Origin of the sequence: Crossiella sp. S99.2, from assembly GCF_023094165.1 — a bacterium.
In the GTDB taxonomy this organism is placed as follows: domain Bacteria; phylum Actinomycetota; class Actinomycetes; order Mycobacteriales; family Pseudonocardiaceae; genus Crossiella.
Window position 1 is genome coordinate 16,083 of the sequence record NZ_JALMDK010000018.1, and the last position, 17,832, is coordinate 33,914.

The following is a 17,832-nucleotide window of genomic DNA, read 5'->3' on the forward strand; positions in this document are numbered from 1 at the left end:
CACCCACGAGGAGGAGTCGGCGATGACGCAGAGCCAGGCCGGGCAGCTGCCGCGTTTCCCGTTCGAGACCGAGGCCGCGCTGGAGCCGCCCGCCGAGTGGGCGCGCTACCAGTCGGAGTGCCCGGTCGCCCGGGTCCAGCTGGCCAGTGGCGACGAGGCCACGCTGCTCACCCGCTACGACGACGTGAAAAGCCTGCTGGCCGACCCCCGGTTCACCCGGCCCACCTCGGCGGACAACGCGGCCAGGGTCGCCGACACCGAGTCCGGCGGACTGTTCAACAGCGAGATGTCCAACGTCCTCCCCCAGCACGGCGAGGGGCATCTGCGCTGGCGGCGAATGATCGGCAAGTGGTTCACCGCCCGCCGGATGAACGCGCTGCGGCCCGCGATCGAGGCGATGGCCGAGCAGCTCGTGGACGACATGGTGACCAAGGGCGGACCGGCGGATCTCAAGGCAGCACTGGGCTTTCCGCTGCCCGTGTGGGTCATCTGCGACCTGCTCGGCGTGCCGGATGCCGACCGGGACCGGTTCTCGCACTGGTCGGACGCGCTGCTCAGCATGACCCGCTACACCCAGGCCGAGATGGACCTGGCCCAGCTGGAGTTCGCCCGCTACCTGGCCGGGCACATCGCGGCCAAGCGGGCCGACCCGGGCGAGGACCTGCTCAGCGCGCTGATCGGTGAGATCGGCCCGGACGGCGAGCCGATGTCGGACGCGGCGCTGATCGCCACCGGCATGGGTCTGCTGATCGCCGGACACGAGACCACCGCGAACATGATCAGCAAGATGATCGCGATGCTGCTGGCCGACCGGCGCCGCTGGGAGCAGCTGCTGACCGATCCGGCGCTGGTGCGCACCGCGGTGGAGGAGGCGCTGCGGCTGGACGCCAACGCGGGCTTCGGCATGGCGCGCTACCTCACCGAGGACCTGGAGATCGCCGGGACCACGTTGCCCGGCGGCACCACCGCGGTGTGCAGCATGGCCGCGGCCAACCGGGACGAGGAGGTCTTCACCGGCGCCGCCGAGATGGACCTGACCCGCAGCCCCAACCCGCACCTGGCCTTCGGCGCGGGCGCGCACGCCTGCCTGGGTCAGCCGCTGGCCCGGACCGAGTTGCAGGTGGTCCTGGAGGTGCTGTTGCGCAGGCTGCCCTCGCTGGAACTGGCCGTGCCGGTGGCCGAGTTGCGCAAGGTCGAAGGGCTCGCGGTGGGCGGATTGCGGGAGCTTCCGGTTCGATGGCGGTCATGACAACGACCAAGGCCGCGCGGGCGCAGGCGACCAGGGACCTGATCCTGGCCGCCGCGGAACGGCTTTTCGCCGAGCACGGGGTGTTCGCGGTGTCCAACCGGCAGGTCGGCGAGGCCGCCGGGCAGGGCAACAACACCGTGGTCGGCTACCACTTCGGCACCAAGGCCGACCTGGTGCGGGCCATCATCCAGCGGCACGCCGACCCGGTGGAGGAACACCGCGGCCGCCTGGTCGCCGAGGCGGGTGACAGCCGGGAGATCCGGGACTGGATGAACTGCCTGGTCCGCCCCATCGTCGACCACCTGGCCGCCCTGGGCAGCCCCACCTGGTACGCCCGCTTCGGCGCCCAGGTGATGACCGACCCCTCGCTGCGCCCGATCATGATCGAGGAGGCGCTGACCTCCCCCTCCATCGGCCGGATCGTGGACGGCCTGCACCGCAGCCTGCCCGACCTGCCGGCCGAGGTCCGCGCCGAACGCAGCGACATGCTCCGCCAGCTGCTGGTGCACATGATCGCCGAACGCGAGCGCGCCCTGGCCGAGGGCACCGACACCCCCAGGTCCAGCTGGCCAGCCGCCGGCGCGGGCCTGATCGACGCGCTGACCGGGCTATGGCTGGCCCCGGTCACCACCCCGACCACAAAGGACGCCCAACCATGAAGATCAGCGTCGACCAGGACCGCTGCTGCGGCGCGGGCACCTGCGTGCTGCTCGCCCCCACAGTATTCGACCAGCGCGAGCAAGACGGCATCGTCCTCCTCCTCAACCAGCACCCACCCACAGCCCTGCACAAGATCGTCCACGAAGCAGCCACCGTATGCCCCGCCGCCGCAATCACAGTGCAGCCCTAACCCCCACCCACACCGTGTTGGCCGTTCTCGTACGGTGAGTTGGCCGTTCCGGACGGTGAGTTGGCCGATGTGGGCGGTGAGTTGGCCGATGTGGGCGGTGAGTTGGCCGATGTGGGCGGTGAGTTGGCCGGATGGCGTACCACTTGGCCCAACTGGTACGCCCGCTTGGGCAAAACCGGCGTACCAGTTGGCCCAACTCGCCGGAAGATCGGCACGCCAGGGCGAATTCGCCAAAACTGGGTACGACAACGGCCAACACGCCTAAGCCGTTGCCACCAAGGCGATCCCGGCCAGCACCAGGGCCGCGCCGATCAGTCTGCGCACCGGGTTGGCCTCGCCGAACCAGCGCCAGGCCAGTAGCGCACCGAGCACAATGGACAGTTCGCGGACCGGGGCCACCACGCTCAGCGGCGCCAGCCGCATCGCGTACAGCACCAGCACATAGCCCAGTGGCGACAACACCGCGACCACCAGGACCTCGGTGCGGTAGGCCCGCCACACCGCGGCGACCCGCGCGGGCTGCCGCAGTGCCACCGGGGCAAGCAACAGGCTCTGGGTCAGGGATCCCAGGCAGAAGTAGATCAGCGGCGGGACCGCCAGGGTGGTCACCGAGTAGGCGTCCCACAGCGTGTAGCTCGCGATCGCCACTCCGGTCAGTCCGCCGTAGGCCAGGCTGGTGTTCAGCGCGCCGCGCTGGGAACTGGGCCCCAGCCCGATGACGAACACCCCGCCGACGATCGCCGCCGCGCCGAGCAGTCCCGCCCAGCCCGGCCGTTCACCCAGCACCAGCACCGCGGCCAGCACGGTCAGCAACGGACCGCTACCGCGGGCCACCGGATAGACCACCGACATCTCACCCACGGCGTAACCGCGCTGCAGCACCAGGGCGTACACCGCGTGCAGCACCGCGCTCACCGCGACCGCGAGCAGCCAGGTCCACCGCGCCGGGGTGTCACCGAGGAAGAAGGCCAGCACCGCGACCGGTCCGCAGATCAGCACCGAGGCGACCTGGTACAGCCACACGAACGGCGCGCCCCCGTCCCCGGCCCGCTTGGCCGCGAAATTCCACAGCGCGTGCGCGATCGCGGCCAGCAGTACCAGGACGATGGCGGTCACCGGACCTCCGGCAGGCTCTCGAATGGACTATCCGGACTCATCCTTGGCGGGCAGAGCGGGCCGGTCGAGTGATTTTGTACGCACTACTCCCGGCTGATTGACAGCGACGATCTTCACCAGCGACCCTGCAATCAAGGCGAATGCCTTGTGCCACAGGGGGGTTCGAATGTCCGGACGCAGGCTTGGCAAAGTGCCGGTGATCCTCGTCGCACTCTGCGCGTTGATCTCCATCGGCTGGGTGAAACCACCCAGCCAACTCCGGATCATGCCGCTGGGCGACTCGATCACCGAGGCCCCCGGCTGCTGGCGCGCCTACCTCTGGGACCAGCTCCGCCGCGCCGGCCACACCAACCTCGACTTCGTCGGCACCAAGACCGGCGGCAGCTGCCCGGTGGGCCACGACCGCGACCACGCGGGCTACAGCGGCTACCAGGCCGTCGGCATCGCCAGGGACAACCTGCTGCCCACCTGGCTGGCCGTGGCCAGACCCGACATCATCCTGATGCACCTGGGCACCAACGACATCTGGAACGAAATCGGCACTGACGCGGTGCTGTCCGCGTACACGAGGCTGGTTGAGCAGATGCGCGCGAACAACCCCGGAGTACGCATCCTGCTCGCCCGCATCATCCCGATGGAAACCCCCACCTGCACCTCCTGCGCGGAGCGGGTGATGTCGCTCAACAACGCGATCACGGGCTGGGCCAACGGGAAATCCACCGCCCGCTCCCCCGTCGTGGTGGTGGACCAGTGGACGGGCTTCGACCCGGTCGCCGACACCTACGACGGGGTGCACCCGATCGACTCCGGCTTCCGCAAGATCGCCGACCGCTGGTATCCGGCGGTGGCCGCCGCGGTCTGCGCGGCCACCGGCAAGGTCAACTGTGCCACCGGCTGACGATTCTGTCGGCGGATCAGCGGTGTGATCCGCACTCCCGTACCACTTGGGCCAACTGGCACGCCCACTTTGGCCAAACCGGCGTACCAGTTGGCCCAACTCGCCGGAAGCCGTCGGCGCGCCTACCCGGTGGCGGTTCGCTCGAAGAAGAACCAGTACTGCTGCAGGTGTGGCGGGATCTCCGTGCCCGGATACGGCTCCCGCTGCGCAAAACCCCGCGACCGGTACATGCCCTGCGCGTCCGCCATGAACCGCGCGGTGTCCAGCCGGATCGTCGAGGCCCCCAGCCGGATCGCCTGGTCGACCAGACCGTCGAGCAGCCGGGAACCAACACCCTGGCCGCGCCAGGCCGGGCGGACGTACATCCGCTTGATCTCCACGATGCCCGGCGCCAGGGTTCGCAGTGCCCCGGTCCCGGCCAGTTCGCCGGATTCGGTGGCCGCGACCAGCAGGACGCTCGACGGCTTGGCGTACTCGGCGAGGCTGGACCGCATGTCCGCGGGGTCGGTGGGTGAGTCGATGCCGAAGGTGGCCCGGAGTTGCCCGGTGGCCCAGGTCATGTACTCCACCAGGAGGTCACCGAGCGCGTCCGCCTCTGTACCGAGGGCTGCGGGGCGGACGGTGAGCACGGGGTGCGACATGATCGCAGGCTCTCACACCGGCCGGTCAGTCCGGCGCGGCCACCGACCGGCGGTCGGCCAGCACCCGCTGTTTGGCGTTCTCGATGTGCTCCCGCATTCGCGCCGCCGCCTGCTCCGGATCACCCTCGGCCAGGGCCTGGTACACCGCGCGGTGTTCCTCGGCGGCCAGGCCGGGCGCGCCGCGGGCCGAGCCGAGTTTGGCGAAGAACCGGAAGCGCTGCACCTGGCCGCCCAGTGCGCGGTATGCCTTGGCCAGGAACGGGTTGTCCGCCTGGGTGGCGATCAGCTGGTGGAAGCGTTCGTCGATCAGCCAGTAGGAGCTGAACACCTTGTGGTCCGGTGACTTCGCGGCCGCGGCCAACTCGTCCACACTCGCCAGGACCTCGGCCAGGAACTCCGGGGTGGTGCGGCGGGCAGCCTCGTGGGTCAGCGCGGGTTCCAGTACCAGGCGGGCGTCCATCAGCTTGATCAGCTCGCGTTCGCTGAGCAGCGGCGCGACCCGGTAGCCCTTGAGCGCCTCGCGGTGCACCAGGCCGGTGTGTTCCAGGCGGGCCAGGGCTTCGCGCAGCGGGGTCTGGCTGACCTCCAGCTCGCGGGAGAGCGCGCCGATGTTGACCGCTTCGCCCGCCGACCACTTGCCGTCGGTGAACTGCGCGAGCAGCACCTCGTACATCCGGTCCGCCAGTGGTTGCCTGCTGGACTTCCGCGGCGACGCCATCCCCTGCCCTCCTGTCGACGCGTCACGATAGCCCGGCGGTCGAAACTATACTATTGACATCGATCCTATAGTTTCGGCATGAGCAAGCGAGTCCTGGTCACCACGCCCTACCTCGAACCCGGCGGGGAGGTGGACCGGCTGCTGACCGAGGCCGGGTTCGACACCGTCTTCGCCCCCGCCACCCTGCGCCAGGCCACCGGGCTGACCCTGACCGGCGTGGTGCGCGAGGCAGACGGGATCGTGGCCGGCACCGACGCCTTCACCGCCGAGGTCATCGAGGCCGCGCCCCGGCTGCGCGTGTTCGGCCGCTGCGGGGCCGGGTACGACAACATCGACGTGGCCTGCGCGACCCGGCGCGGCGTGGCCGTCACACACACCCCCGGCGCGAACCGCCGCTCGGTCGCCGAACACGTCCTCGCGCTGATGCTCAACTGCGCCCGGCTCATCCCGCAGAACACCGCCGCGGTCCGGGCCGGTGACTGGGCCCAGCGCAGCGGCCTCGAACTGCACGGCGCCACCCTCGGCCTGATCGGGCTGGGGGCGATCGGGCAGACCGTGGCCCGGCTCGCGCTCGCCCTGGGCATGCGGGTGCTGGCCACCGAACCGAACCCGGACCGGGAGTTCCTGGCCGAGACCGGCGTGCGGATCCTGCCGCTGCCCGAACTGCTGGCCGAGTCCGATTTCGTCAGCCTGCACCTGTTCCTGGACGACTCCACCCGCGGCCTGATCGACGCGGAGGCGTTGCGCGCCATGAAGTCCGGCGCGTATCTGATCAACACCGCCCGCGGCGGGATCGTGGACGAGGACGCCCTCGCGGACGCGCTGGAACGCGGCGAACTGGGGGGCGCGGCGCTGGACGTGCTCGCCCAAGAACCGTTGCCCGCCACCAGCAGACTGCGTGGACTGGACACCGTGTTGATCACCGCGCACATCGGCGGCGCGACCACGCAGGCCCGCTCCCGGTCCAGCCTGCTGGCCGCCCGGCAGGTGATCGACGTCCTGCACGGCCGCGCGCCCGCACACCTGGTCAACCCCGGGTACGCGCAGGAGGTCCGGTGATCGAGCTCGACCGCCTGGCCGCCAACCTCGGCTGGCTGTTCACCGAACTGCCCTTCGCGCAACGCTTCGACGCCGCGGCCGTCGCCGGGTTCACCGCGGTGGAATACGCCGACCCGTACCCCTTCCCGGCCGCCGAACTACAGCGCAGGCTCACCGACGCGGGCCTGACCCAGGTGCTGATCAACTCGCCGCAGGGTGGGACCGCCTGCCTGCCGGACCGCATCGCCGAGTTCCGCGCGGGTCTGTCCCTCGCACTGGGCTACGCGGTCGAACTGGGGGCGGCCTTCCTGCACGTGCCGGCCGGGATCCGGCCTCCGCAGCTCAGCCGGGACCGCGCGTTCGCCTGCTACGTGGCCAATATCGCCTGGGCGGCACAGCAGTCCAGGGACACCGGCGTGCGAATTGTGTTGGAGTCACAGAACAAACAGGACAAGCCGGGTTTCCTGCTCGACAATCAGGCGCACGCCGCCTCGGCGGTGGAGGCGATCGGCGCGGACCACGTCGGCCTGCTCTTCGACGTCTACCACGCCCGGCACGACGAGCCCGATGTGCTGGCCGCGTTGCGCGAGTTCCTGCCGCAGACCTGGCACGTGCAGCTCGCCGACGTGCCCGGCCGCGGCGAACCCGGCACCGGCGACATCCCCTGGCCCGAGGTGTTCGGCCTGCTGGAAGCGCATCGCGGCTGGATCGGTTGCGAGTACCGGCCGAGCAGTCCCACCGGCCTGGGCTGGCTCCGATGACCAGGGTCGCGCTGATCAGCGCGACACCCGCCGCCATCGGCCCGGCCACCGCCGCGCTGGGCGAACGGTTTCCCGCGGCGGACCTGTGGAACTTGCTCGACGACAAGCTACTGGCGGACGCGCGCAACGGCGTCACACCCGAACTGGCGGAACGGATGCGGCGGCTGATCGCCTACGCGGTGCACGGCGGCGCGGACGCGGTGCTGCTCACCTGCTCGCTCTACGGCCAACTCGCCCGCACCAGCACCGCATCGGTGCCGGTGCTCGCTCCGGATGACGCAGCCTTCGACGATGTGCTGGCCCGCGCGCCGCGCCGGGTGCTGGTGCTCGCCTCGATCGCGGCGGCGCTGCACGATTCGGTCACCCGCCTGCGCGACCGGGCGCCGCGGCTCCAGGTGGTCGGCGTGCACGCGCCGGAGGCCTTCGCCGCCACCGGCGACACCAAGGCGCTGACCGACATCCTGCTCCGTGCCTGCCAGCAGGAGTCCACAGTGGACTCCGTGCTGCTGGCCCAGTACTCCCTCGCGCCCGCCACGGTGCCGCTGGCCGCGGCGACCGGGTTACCGGTGTTCTCCGGCCCGCGCAGCGCGGCGGCCCGGCTGAAAGCGTTGGTGGGCCAATGCTCGGGGTGATCGCGGACGACGTCACCGGCGCCACCGACGTGGCCGTGTCGTTGCGTCGCAACGGGTTGCGCACCCTGCTGTACTTCGGCACGCCACCAGCCGAGACCGAGCTGCCCGCGGCCGAGGCCGTGGTGGTGGCGCTGCGCAGCCGGATGATTCCGGCCGCGGCCGCGGTCACCGACTCACTGCACGCACTGGGCTGGCTGCGCGGGCACCGGGTCCGGCAGGTCTACTTCAAGTACTGCTCCACCTTCGATTCCACCGCCGAGGGCAACATCGGCCCCGTACTGGCCGCCCTGGCCACCGCGCTCAACGCCCCGACCGTGGTGACCACACCCAGCTCACCGCAGCACGGCCGCACCCAGTACCGCGGCCACCTGTTCGTCGGCGACGACCTGCTCTCCGACTCCCCCCTGCGCGACCACCCGCTGACCCCGATGCGCGACGCCAACCTGGTGCGCCTGCTGCGTGCCCAGGTCACCGACCCGGTCGACCTGCTCGGCCACGACACCGTGCGCGCGGGCGGGGCGGCCGTCCGGCGGGCGATCCGGCAGTCCACCGCCCGCTACCTGCTCGCCGACGCGACCACCGAACAGGATCTCCGGGTGCTGGGCCGGGTCCTGGCCGAGGCCCCACTGGTGGCCGGGGCGGCAGGGCTGGCGGGCGGACTCGCGGCGGCCACCGGCCGTGGTCACCCGCCCGAGGACGAGTTCAGCGTCACCGGCCCGGCCGCGGTGCTCGCCGGCAGCTGCTCGGCCCGCACCCGGGAACAGGTCGGCGAACTCCTGCGCCTGGGCAGGCCCGCGCACCGCCTCGACCCTGTCGCCCAGCCCGACCCGAAAACCCTTGCCGCCCAAGCACTCGACTGGTTCGACACCACCACCGGCGACGCCCCACTGATCTACTCCACGATGAGTCCCGCCGAACTGCGCCACACCCAGAACATCCTGGGCGTCGAGGGCTCAGCGCGGATCCTGGAACGGGCCACCGGCCTGATCGCGGTCGGCCTGGTGCGCCGCGGGATCCGCCGGTTGATCACCGCGGGCGGCGAGACCTCCGGCGCGGTGGTGGCCGCCCTCGGCGTGCGCGGCGGCGCGGTCGGCCCCGAGGCCGCCCCCGGCGTGCCGTGGATCCGGCCGGTCGACCCCGCACATCCCTTGCTACTGCTCAAATCCGGCAACTTCGGCGACCCCGACCTGCTCGCCACCGCCTCGGAAACCCACCACCCGGTCCCCCATCGAACGGATCCGCCATGACCGATCGACCCACCGTCAGCCTGTTCAGCGCGCTCTCCGTGCGCACCGCGCTCGACGACGTGCTGCTCCCGGCCTTCACCGAGCACTCCGGCGCAGATGTCGAAACCAGCTACGACCCCACCACCGTCCTGGTCCAGCGCATCACCGACGGCGCACGGCCGGAACTGGTGATCGCGATCACCGAGGCATTCCCGGCCCTGGCCGAACTCGGCGCGATCGACCCCGCAACGCGGACAGCACTGGCCCGCAGCGGCATCGGCCTGGCCGTCCCTGCGGATGCGGACGCCCCCGATCTGTCCACAGTGGACGCATTGTGTACCGGGCTGACCTCGGCCCGTTCGGTCGCCTACTCGCGCACCGGCGCCAGCGGCATCCACTTCGCCGCCCTGATCGAGCAACTGGGCATCGCCGAGCAGGTGAACGCCCGCGCGACCGTACTGCCCAAGGGTTTCACCGCCGAAGCCCTCCTCGACGGCCGCGCCGACCTGGCCGTGCAACAGCTCAGCGAACTGGCCGCGGTCCCCGGCGTGCGAATCGCCGGTCCACTGCCGGATGAGGTCCAGCAGCACAGCGAACTGTCCCTTGCCCTCGCCCCGAACGCCGGCAGCACCGCCGCCGCGCTGGCCCTGTTCCTCACCCGTCCCCGGGCCACGGCCGCCTTCGCCGCGGCCGGGCTGCTGCCGGTATGAACGCCGTCTACGCCCTCGGGGCGTTCATCGGGGTCATCGTGCTGTGGAACGCGGTGTTCAAGCGCAACATCGGTGAGGCGATGGTGGTCGGCTTCCTGGTCACCGCCGCCTTCGCCGGTGGCGACGCGGTGTCGGTCGGCTGGCAGGGCCTGGTGGACGGGCTCAAGTCCGAGATCACCTTCGCCGCGCTGGCCTTCGTCTTCGTCAGCGAACTGCTCACCCGCACCGGCCTGGTGCAGCGCCTGGTGGACATCCTCAGCTCGGTGCTGGGCCGCCGCCGCGGCGGCTCGGCCTACGCCGCGACCGTGGCCTCCGGCCTGTTCGGCGCGGTCGCGCACAACGGCGCGGCGATCGTGGCCACCATCGGCGCCATCACCATCCCCTGGCTGAAACGCTCCGGTGCCAGCGGCGAGACCGCCGCGCTTGTTCTGTCCGGCAACGCCGGGGTCGGCGCGACCTTCCCGTTCAGCGGCGCGTTCTTCCTGCTGCTCGCCGCGCCCACCGTGCTGCCCGTGCTGGGCACCGGCGGCATGGTCGCCACCATGTTCGTCACCGGCGTCTGGATGGTGCTGATGCGCCTGCTGGTGGCCCGGCTGATCGTGGCCCGGCGCGGGGTAGGTGCGATGAACCCAGCCGATGTGCACCCCTTTGGCCGGACTTTCCGCACGGGCTGGACCTCGCTGCTGGTGCTGGCCTCGGTGGCGGTGCCGGTGCTGCTCACCGCGTCCCCGACCAGCGACCTGGTCTCCGCGCACGTCGGCGTGGCCGTGGACAAGGCGATCCCGATGCTGGTCTGGCTGCCGGTGGTGATGCTGCTGGTCGGCCTGCTGGTCGAACGCCGGTCCCTACCGACCGGTCGGGCGCAGTGGTGGGAGCTGCTGGGCACGGTCGGCCCGAAACTCGGCCTGGTCGGCGTCACCATGATCGCCGCCTTCGCCGCCTCCAACGTGCTCACCACCCTCGGCCTGGGCAGCCAGCTCGCCCCGCTGCTGACCGGCCTGACCGGGGTATCGCCGCTGGTCGCGGCCATCGTGGTCGGCCTGGTGATCGTGATCGTGGCCGGCCCGCTCAACACCACCTCCACGGTGGCCGCCATCGGCCCGGTCGCCTTCGCCGCGCTGACCGCCGCGGGCATTCCCCCGCACGTGGCCTTCGCCGCGATCCTGGTCTGGGCCTCCTCCGAAGGCTGCTCCCCACCCGGCGCCGCGCCGCTGTACGTGGCCGCGGGCATCGCCGGGATCAACCCGGTCCGGGTCTTCCTCCCGGTCGTTCTCTACTACCTGCTGCCCACCCTGCTCTTCGGCGTGCTGATCGCGGTCGGCGTGCTGTGGCTGCCCAGCTGACCTCAGGAGCGTGCCCGTGTACCGGATCCTGCTTGTCGCCACCCGCCTGTGCCTACTCACCTTCCTACTTGGCGGCGTGCTCGTCATCGCCGGTCAGACCACCGGCATCCTGCTCGGCTCCGGCCCGCTGGTGGAAACCTTCGGCGGTTCGGTGGCCGATGTCGCCTGCATGATCGCGGCGCTCGCGGGCGTGTGCGCGTTCCTGCTGCGCTACACCCGGGAGGGCCGGGCGAACACGGTTGACGAATGACGCGGCCCACGGCGGGTGTGCCCGGCCGGTGCGCACCGGCCGGGTAGCATCGCCGCCGTGCCCGGCAGCGTTCCGCCACCGCCCCAACGCGGTCTGCTCACCGAGACCATTTCCCGGCAACTCCGCCAGGAAATCCTCTCCGGTGACCCGGCCACCGGCGCCAAACTGCCCTCCGAGCGTGAGCTGGCGGTGCGGTTCGGGGCCAGTCGCAACGTGGTCCGCGAGGTGTTGCGCAGGCTGGAAGCCCAGCACCTGATCGAGATCGCGCCAGGGCGTGGGTCGTTCGTGGCCGAACGGTCCGCTGCCGAGGCACACGGCTACGACGCGCTGTACCGGACCAGCAGGCCCACCGTGCGCCAGGTGATGGCGGCCCGGATCGTGCTCGAACTGGAGACCGTCGCGCTGGCCACCCGGCACGCCACCGAGGCCGAGGTGGCGGCGATCCGGGCGGCGCACGAGCGGGTGCTCGCCGCTACCGACGTGGTGGCCAAGGCCCGGGCCGACGTGGACTTCCACGACACCATCGCCGCGGCCGCGGGCAACCCGGTGCTGCGGATCATGCTGGCCTCGATCAGCGGGATGATGTTCGAGATCATGCTGCGCTCCAACTCCGAGACCGCCGACCCGGGTCCCGGCGTGCCGCACCACCCGGAGATCGTCGCCGCCATCGAGGCCCGCGACGTCGACCTGGCCCGCCACTGCATGCACGAACACCTGGCCCTGGCCGGCCGCAGCTGGGGCCCAGCAGCCGACCTGAGCGTGGACGCGATGGCCTCCCACCACCTGGAAACCCTCCTCCACCGCACCCACCCGCCAACCTGAGCAGGTCACCGGAAGTTCCCGTCCGCCGTCGACTTGGCCCAAGTGGTACGCCCAGTTTGGCCAACCGGGCGTACGACTTGGGCCAACTCGGCGTTGGGTGGGGCGACGGACCGGTCTTGGCCCTTGCTCCTCGGTGGCCTCGGACGTACTGTCTGGCCGAACTGGTACTACCAGTTGGACCAGGGTGAGGAGGTGGGCTGTCGATGTCGCCGACCCGGCGCGGGTTCCTCACCATGCTCGGGGGTGTTTCCGCTGGTGCCGCGCTTGCGGGCTGTGGTCCGGGCAGTCCTGGGCGGGATTCGCCGTTGCGGGTGCTGGCCGCGAACCACGTGTGGACGCGGGCGGTGCGGGAGCGGATCGGGGAGTTCGAGGAGCTGGTGCGCAGGCGGGTGACGATCACCATGCTCACCGGGGATCAGCTGGCCAGTGCCTACAACGTCAAGCTCAACGCCTCGGCCACCGACATCGACGTGCTGATGGTGCGGGCGTTGCAGGAGCAGGCGCTGTTCACCCGCAACGGCTGGCTGGCCGATCTGACCGACCTGGTCACCGGGGACGCCGGGTACCGGTGGTCCGATGTGCAGCAGGCGCCGCGCACCGCCTCGATCGTGGACGGGCGGGTGCGGTCGGTGCCGGTGGTCACCGAGCGGCCGGTGCTCTACTACCGCAAGGACCTCACCGGCGCACCCGGCACGCTCGCCGAACTCCTGGACCGCGCGCTACGGCTGCACGATCCGGGACGCGGGATGTTCGGCGCGGTAGGGCGGGGGCAGCGGACCGGGGCGGTGACGCAGTGGTCCAGTTTCCTCTACTCCCACGGTGGCGACTTCGTGGTGGACGGGCGGTCGGCGATCGCCAGCCCGGCCGCGATCAACGCCTACCAGTACTACGGCGAGCTGCTCGGCCGGGCCGGGCCGCCGGGGGTGGCGAACATGAGCCTGGAGCAGGCGATGCCGGTGTTCGCGCAGGGCAAGGCGGCCTTCTACGTGGACGCGGACGCGATCTACACCAGCATTGTCGATCCCAAGACCTCGCTGGTGCGGGACCGGGTTGGTTTCGCGCCGTTTCCCGCGGGGCCGGCCGGGGCGCGGCCGTACAACGTGCCCTCGTGGAGTCTGGGGATCAACCGGTTTTCCTTGCTGCAGGAGGATTCCTGGCGGTTCCTGCGCTGGGCCTCCTCGCCGGCGATGGTGGCGGCGTTGCAGGCCAAGGGGATTCCGGGGGCGCGGGAGTCGGTGTGGGCCGATGCTGGCACACTGACCGGGTTCCCGGCGGAGCTGGCGGCGGCGATGCAGGTCAACGCGCGCAACGGGATCGGCTCGGATCGGCCGCGGGTGTTGCAGGTCGGGCGGGCCCGGGACATCGTGGGCGCGCCGCTGGTGGCCGGGGTGCTCGGGCAGCCGGTGGAACCGGCGGCGCGGGCGGCCGATGTGGAACTCGCCGCGTTCCTGGTGCGGGACAACCGGCATCGGGAGCACCGGTGACCGGCGCGCAGCGCAGGCTGCGCTGGCTGATGCTGTCCCCGGCGCTGGCCTTCGTCGGGCTGATGATCGTCTTTCCGCTGGTGTTCACGGTGTACCTGAGTTTCACCGACGCATTTGGCGCGGTGAACGCGGATGCGGGGTTCGCCGGGCTGCGCAACTACGCCGACGCGCTCGGTGACGGCCGCCGGTTCTGGCCCGCGCTGTGGCGCACGGTGGTGTTCACCGTGGGCGCGGTCGCGGTGGAGTCGGTGCTCGGGCTGGCGCTGGCCATGTTGCTGCGCAAGGCTTTCCGCGGGGTGCGCTGGGTGCGCACGGTGCTGATCGTGCCGCTGCTGACCGCGCCGGTGGCCATCGGCGTGCTGTGGCTGCTGATCCTGGATCCCACCAACGGCGTGGCCAACCACCTGCTGACCGCGATCGGCCTGCCCCGGCAGGCATTCCTGGGGTCGGTGACCGGTTCACTGCCCACGCTGATGGCCATCGACGTCTGGCAGTGGACGCCGATGATGGCGATCCTGTTGCTGGCCGGGCTGTCCACGCTGCCCACCGAACCGGAGGAGGCCGCGCTGGTGGACGGAGCCACTGCCTGGCAACGGTTCCGGCACGTGGTGCTGCCGATGCTGTTGCCCGCACTGGCCGCCGCGGTGCTGCTGCGCGCGGTGGACGCACTCAAGACCTTCGACCTCATCTACGCCACCAAGGGCGCGGGCGGTGGGTCCGCGTTCGAGGCCGAGACGCTCAACGTGCTGGCCTACGGACTCACCTTCGACTACCAGGAGTACGCCCTGGCCGCGGCGGTGCTGGTGTTGTTCACCGTGGTCATCGTCGGCGTGGTGCTGGTCGTGCGCCGCCGCCCGGGACGGGAGGCCGCGTGAAAGCCTGGCTGCGCGGTGGCGCGATCACGGTGGCACTGCTGGTTTTGGTGCTGCCGGTGGGGTGGATGGTCGCCTCGGCGTTCAAGACCAACGTGCAGATCACCGATCCCGGTTCCTGGCTGGTGTTCACGCCGACGCTGGAGAACTTCGGCACCGTGCTCTCCGGCGGCGAACTGCCGTCCTCGATGCTCAACTCGCTGATCGTCGGCGTCACCTCCACCGCGCTGTCCGCGGTGCTGGCGGTGCCCGCGGCCTGGGCGGTGGGGCGTTTTCGCTTGCACGGCACGGGTTCGCTGGTGCTGGTGGCCCGGATCGTGCCCGCGATCTCGCTGCTGGTGCCCTGGTACTACCTGTTCGCCCAGCTCGGTCTGGTCGGCAGTTACGCGGTGCTGGTGCTCAGTCACATGTTCGTCTCGGTGCCGCTGATCCTGTGGGTGATGATCAGCTTCTTCGAGGGCCTGCCGGTGGAACTGGAGGAGGCGGCGCAGATCGACGGGCTCACCCCGTTCGGCACCTTCCTGCGCATCGCGCTGCCACTGGCCATGCCGGGCATCGCCACCGCCTGCGTGCTGGCCTTCATCTCCAGCTGGAACAACTTCATGTTCGCGCTGATCCTGGCCGATGAGGACACCAAAACCCTGCCGGTGACGCTGTTCTCCTTCGTCTCCTACGCGGGCACCGACTGGGGCGGGCTGATGGCCGCGGCCACGATCACCACCCTGCCCGCGCTGGCGGTGGCCCTGTTGGCGCAGAAGCACATCGTCGCCGGGCTCACCGCCGGCGCCACCAAGGGCTGAGCGCCCGGAAAGAGGCAGTAGTGAAGATCGTCGACGCGAGCGTGCTCGTGTGCAGTCCCGGCCGCAACTACGTGACCGTGCGGATCGAGACCGACGAGGGCGTCTCCGGCCTGGGCGATGCCACCCTCAACGGCCGCGAGCTGTCCGTGGCCGCCTACCTGTCCGAGCACGTGCTGCCCACGCTGATCGGCGCCGATCCGCACCGTATCGAGGACACCTGGCAACAGCTCTACCGCGGCGCGTACTGGCGGCGCGGCCCGGTCACCATGGCCGCCATCGCCGCGGTGGACGTGGCGCTGTGGGACATCAAGGCCAAGGTCGCCGGACTGCCGCTGTACCAGCTGCTGGGCGGGGCCAGCCGGGACCGGGTGCGCACCTACGGCCACGCCGCCGGCCGCGACCTGCCCGAGCTGTTCGACTCGGTGCGCGCCCGGCAGGCCGAGGGCTATCAGGCGATCCGCATCCAGTCCGGAATCCCTGGACTGCAACGGGTTTACTCCATCGCGCAGTCCGAGCACACCCCGGGGATGCCGGTGGTGGAGGACTGGGACTCCGCCGCCTACCTGCGCCACATCCCGGGCGTGTTCGAGGCGGTGCGTAACGAGTTCGGCCCGGAACTGCCGCTGCTGCACGATGTGCACCACCGGCTCACCCCGCAACAGTCCGCCCGGCTGGCCAAGTCGCTGGAGCCCTACGACCTGTTCTGGCTGGAGGACTGCACCCCTGCGGAGGACCAGTCCGCGCTGCGCCTGGTCCGGCAGCACAGCACGATCCCGCTGGCCATCGGCGAGGTCTTCAACACCGTTTTCGACTACCAGACCCTGATCACCGAACGGCTGATCGACTTCGTCCGCTCCCCCGTCACCCACTTCGGCGGCGTCACCGCGGTCAAGAAACTGCTCGATTTCGCCGCCCTGTACCAGATTCGCAGCGGTCTGCACGGTCCGGCCGACATCTCCCCGGTGGGCATGGCCGCCGCGGTGCACCTGGGCCTGGCCATCCACAACTTCGGCATCCAGGAGTACTCCGGCTACCCGGCCCAGGCCGCCGAGGTCTTCCACCCCGGCTACACCTTCACCGACGGCCACCTGCGGCCCAGCGAGGCGCCGGGACTGGGCGTCACGCTGGACGAGCAGGCCATGGCCGCGCACCCGTACCGGCGGGACTACCTGCCGTACAACCGTTTGCTGGACGGCACCTTGCACGACTGGTGACCCACCGGCGTGCTCAGGAGCTGGCGGCCGCGGCGAGTTCCCGCCAGATCACCTCGGCCGGGCGCTCCGCGGACAGCCGGTTGGTCACCACGGCGACGGTGAGGCCGCGGGCGCGATTGGTGCCCGCCATGGAGTTGAACCCGCCGTAGCTGCCGCCGTGGCCATGCCAGCTGATGCCGCCGGCCTGCGCCCGGTAGCTGCCCATCCCGTAGCTGCGGTCGAAGTCCGGGTTCCGCACTGCCTGCGGCGACGGGGTCACCATGTGCCGCAAGGTTTCCGGGCGCAGCAGCCGGCCGCGGGCGAACAGCCCGTCGAGCACCAGGCCCACGCCGGTGGCGGTGCCCGCGTGGTGCCCGTCGGTGAACGGCAGGCCGTACAGGTCGGTCGGGATGCCGGTCGCGCCGTAGGCGGTGAAGTAGTCCTGTAGCGAGCCGTTGTCCCGGCGGTTGTATCCGTGTGCCAGGCGGCGCAGGGCTTCCGGCGAGCGGTCCAGGGTGATCAGCTGCTCGGTGATCGGTGTCTGCGGGGTGCCCGCGCCGCGCAGGTAGTTCTGGTAGGCAAGGCGCAGGGCGTCGTCACCGCCGGCGAGCTTGGCCAGGACGTGGCCGAGCAGGATGTAGCCGGTGTTGGAGTAGGCGAAGCGCGCCCCGGGCTCGACCGGCGCCCGGATGCCCTTGGCCAGCATCGCGAAGGTGTAGGGCCGGTCCGGGTCGTACTGCTCACCGGGCGGGAACAGCGGCTCGGTGGCCGGATCGGCGTACAGGTCCGGGTAGCCCGAGGTGTGTGTGAGCAGCATCCGGACGCTGACCCGCCGCGCACCCGGCACCGTGTCCCCGATATAGGCCGAGATCGGCTTGTCCAGGGCCAGCGAGCCGTTCTCAACCTGGTGCAGCGCGTACGCGGCGAGCACCAGTTTGCTGAGGCTGGCGTAGGCGAACATGGTGTCCGCGGTGACCGGTCGTGGCGGGTCGGTGATCGCCAGGCCGCGTTGGCCCGACCACAGCACCTGGCCGTGCCGGATCACCACCGCCTGCACCCCGGCCTGGCCGAAGGCGGCGGTGGCCCGGGCCAGTACGCGGTCCATCCGCTTGGCGAAGTCCTCGGCCGGGGCCGCGACCGCGGCGTTCGGCAACATGCTGGACATGCCGAGGACCAGGATGAGGAAGCAGTGCCGGAACCGGCCGCTCATGGTTGCTCCATAACATTGT

General features: G+C 70.9%; 20 protein-coding genes. 16 read left to right on the top strand and 4 right to left on the bottom strand.

Annotated features, from left to right (window positions below):
• The first annotated feature begins 22 nt into the window (after positions 1-22).
• From MZC64_RS42090 to MZC64_RS42100, 3 genes are read left to right on the top strand one after another with little or no spacing between them, the layout of a single operon-like run.
• Complete coding sequence (locus MZC64_RS42090; RefSeq protein ID WP_247765085.1) at positions 23-1,249, top strand: cytochrome P450; 1,227 nt, start codon at positions 23-25, stop codon at positions 1,247-1,249.
• Positions 1,246-1,908 (top strand): TetR/AcrR family transcriptional regulator, encoded by a 663-nt coding sequence (locus MZC64_RS42095; protein ID WP_374205869.1) that lies wholly within the window; start codon positions 1,246-1,248, stop codon positions 1,906-1,908. The genes MZC64_RS42090 and MZC64_RS42095 overlap by 4 nt, the downstream gene beginning before the upstream one ends.
• Positions 1,905-2,099 carry a ferredoxin gene (locus tag MZC64_RS42100; protein ID WP_247765087.1) on the top strand — a complete coding sequence of 65 codons (195 nt, stop codon included), beginning with the start codon at positions 1,905-1,907 and terminating at the stop codon, positions 2,097-2,099. The genes MZC64_RS42095 and MZC64_RS42100 overlap by 4 nt, the downstream gene beginning before the upstream one ends.
• Positions 2,100-2,360: 261 nt before the next feature.
• Here the strand turns inward: MZC64_RS42100 and MZC64_RS42105 are convergent, their stop codons facing one another.
• Entirely contained in the window at positions 2,361-3,215 is an 855-nt protein-coding gene (locus MZC64_RS42105) for a DMT family transporter (protein ID WP_247765088.1), read from the bottom strand.
• A gap of 190 nt (positions 3,216-3,405) precedes the next feature.
• Here MZC64_RS42105 and MZC64_RS42110 point away from each other — a divergent pair, with 190 nt between their 5' ends.
• Positions 3,406-4,113, top strand: coding sequence for an SGNH/GDSL hydrolase family protein (locus MZC64_RS42110; protein ID WP_247765089.1), 708 nt, complete (start codon positions 3,406-3,408; stop codon positions 4,111-4,113).
• A 122-nt stretch (positions 4,114-4,235) separates the two neighbouring features.
• Here MZC64_RS42110 and MZC64_RS42115 read toward each other — a convergent pair whose 3' ends face one another.
• Positions 4,236-4,754, bottom strand: coding sequence for a GNAT family N-acetyltransferase (locus MZC64_RS42115; RefSeq protein WP_247765090.1), 519 nt, complete (start codon positions 4,752-4,754; stop codon positions 4,236-4,238).
• Positions 4,755-4,779: 25 nt separating this feature from the next.
• Positions 4,780-5,472 carry a GntR family transcriptional regulator gene (locus MZC64_RS42120; protein ID WP_247765091.1) on the bottom strand — a complete coding sequence of 231 codons (693 nt, stop codon included), beginning with the start codon at positions 5,470-5,472 and terminating at the stop codon, positions 4,780-4,782.
• A gap of 78 nt (positions 5,473-5,550) precedes the next feature.
• On the opposite strand from MZC64_RS42120, the gene MZC64_RS42125 reads away from it, so the two are divergent.
• The 12 genes from MZC64_RS42125 (at position 5,551) to manD (ending at position 16,624) form a co-directional block, all read left to right on the top strand.
• The gene (locus MZC64_RS42125; RefSeq protein WP_247765092.1) at positions 5,551-6,531 is read left to right on the top strand and encodes a phosphoglycerate dehydrogenase; all 981 of its coding nucleotides are present in this window, start codon (positions 5,551-5,553) and stop codon (positions 6,529-6,531) included.
• A complete protein-coding gene (locus tag MZC64_RS42130; RefSeq protein WP_247765093.1) occupies positions 6,528-7,271 on the top strand; it encodes a TIM barrel protein in 744 nt (247 codons plus the stop codon). The genes MZC64_RS42125 and MZC64_RS42130 overlap by 4 nt, the downstream gene beginning before the upstream one ends.
• On the top strand, positions 7,268-7,903 hold the full coding sequence (locus MZC64_RS42135) for an aspartate/glutamate racemase family protein (RefSeq protein ID WP_247765094.1): 636 nt from the start codon (positions 7,268-7,270) through the stop codon (positions 7,901-7,903). The genes MZC64_RS42130 and MZC64_RS42135 overlap by 4 nt, the downstream gene beginning before the upstream one ends.
• Positions 7,891-9,150: a 3-oxo-tetronate kinase gene (otnK, locus tag MZC64_RS48395; protein ID WP_282106768.1), complete on the top strand. Its 1,260-nt coding sequence runs from the start codon at positions 7,891-7,893 to the stop codon at positions 9,148-9,150. The genes MZC64_RS42135 and otnK overlap by 13 nt, the downstream gene beginning before the upstream one ends.
• Positions 9,147-9,839 (top strand): substrate-binding domain-containing protein, encoded by a 693-nt coding sequence (locus MZC64_RS42150; protein WP_247765096.1) that lies wholly within the window; start codon positions 9,147-9,149, stop codon positions 9,837-9,839. Before otnK ends, MZC64_RS42150 begins: the two co-directional genes overlap by 4 nt.
• Entirely contained in the window at positions 9,836-11,182 is a 1,347-nt protein-coding gene (locus MZC64_RS42155; protein WP_247765097.1) for a TRAP transporter large permease subunit, read from the top strand. The genes MZC64_RS42150 and MZC64_RS42155 overlap by 4 nt, the downstream gene beginning before the upstream one ends.
• A 16-nt stretch (positions 11,183-11,198) precedes the next feature.
• Positions 11,199-11,432 carry a hypothetical protein gene (locus MZC64_RS42160; protein ID WP_247765098.1) on the top strand — a complete coding sequence of 78 codons (234 nt, stop codon included), beginning with the start codon at positions 11,199-11,201 and terminating at the stop codon, positions 11,430-11,432.
• A 57-nt stretch (positions 11,433-11,489) separates the two neighbouring features.
• Positions 11,490-12,254 carry a FadR/GntR family transcriptional regulator gene (locus MZC64_RS42165; RefSeq protein WP_247765099.1) on the top strand — a complete coding sequence of 255 codons (765 nt, stop codon included), beginning with the start codon at positions 11,490-11,492 and terminating at the stop codon, positions 12,252-12,254.
• Positions 12,255-12,457: 203 nt separating this feature from the next.
• A complete protein-coding gene (locus MZC64_RS42170; protein ID WP_247765100.1) occupies positions 12,458-13,738 on the top strand; it encodes an ABC transporter substrate-binding protein in 1,281 nt (426 codons plus the stop codon).
• Positions 13,735-14,613, top strand: coding sequence for a carbohydrate ABC transporter permease (locus tag MZC64_RS42175; RefSeq protein WP_247765101.1), 879 nt, complete (start codon positions 13,735-13,737; stop codon positions 14,611-14,613). The genes MZC64_RS42170 and MZC64_RS42175 overlap by 4 nt, the downstream gene beginning before the upstream one ends.
• Positions 14,610-15,410 carry a carbohydrate ABC transporter permease gene (locus MZC64_RS42180; protein WP_247765102.1) on the top strand — a complete coding sequence of 267 codons (801 nt, stop codon included), beginning with the start codon at positions 14,610-14,612 and terminating at the stop codon, positions 15,408-15,410. Before MZC64_RS42175 ends, MZC64_RS42180 begins: the two co-directional genes overlap by 4 nt.
• Before the next feature lie 20 nt (positions 15,411-15,430).
• Positions 15,431-16,624 carry a D-mannonate dehydratase ManD gene (manD, locus tag MZC64_RS42185; protein ID WP_247765103.1) on the top strand — a complete coding sequence of 398 codons (1,194 nt, stop codon included), beginning with the start codon at positions 15,431-15,433 and terminating at the stop codon, positions 16,622-16,624.
• 13 nt (positions 16,625-16,637) lie between these two features.
• On the opposite strand, the gene MZC64_RS42190 is transcribed toward manD, so the two are convergent.
• The gene (locus tag MZC64_RS42190) at positions 16,638-17,813 is read right to left on the bottom strand and encodes a serine hydrolase (RefSeq protein WP_247765104.1); all 1,176 of its coding nucleotides are present in this window, start codon (positions 17,811-17,813) and stop codon (positions 16,638-16,640) included.
• Positions 17,814-17,832: the final 19 nt, after the last annotated feature.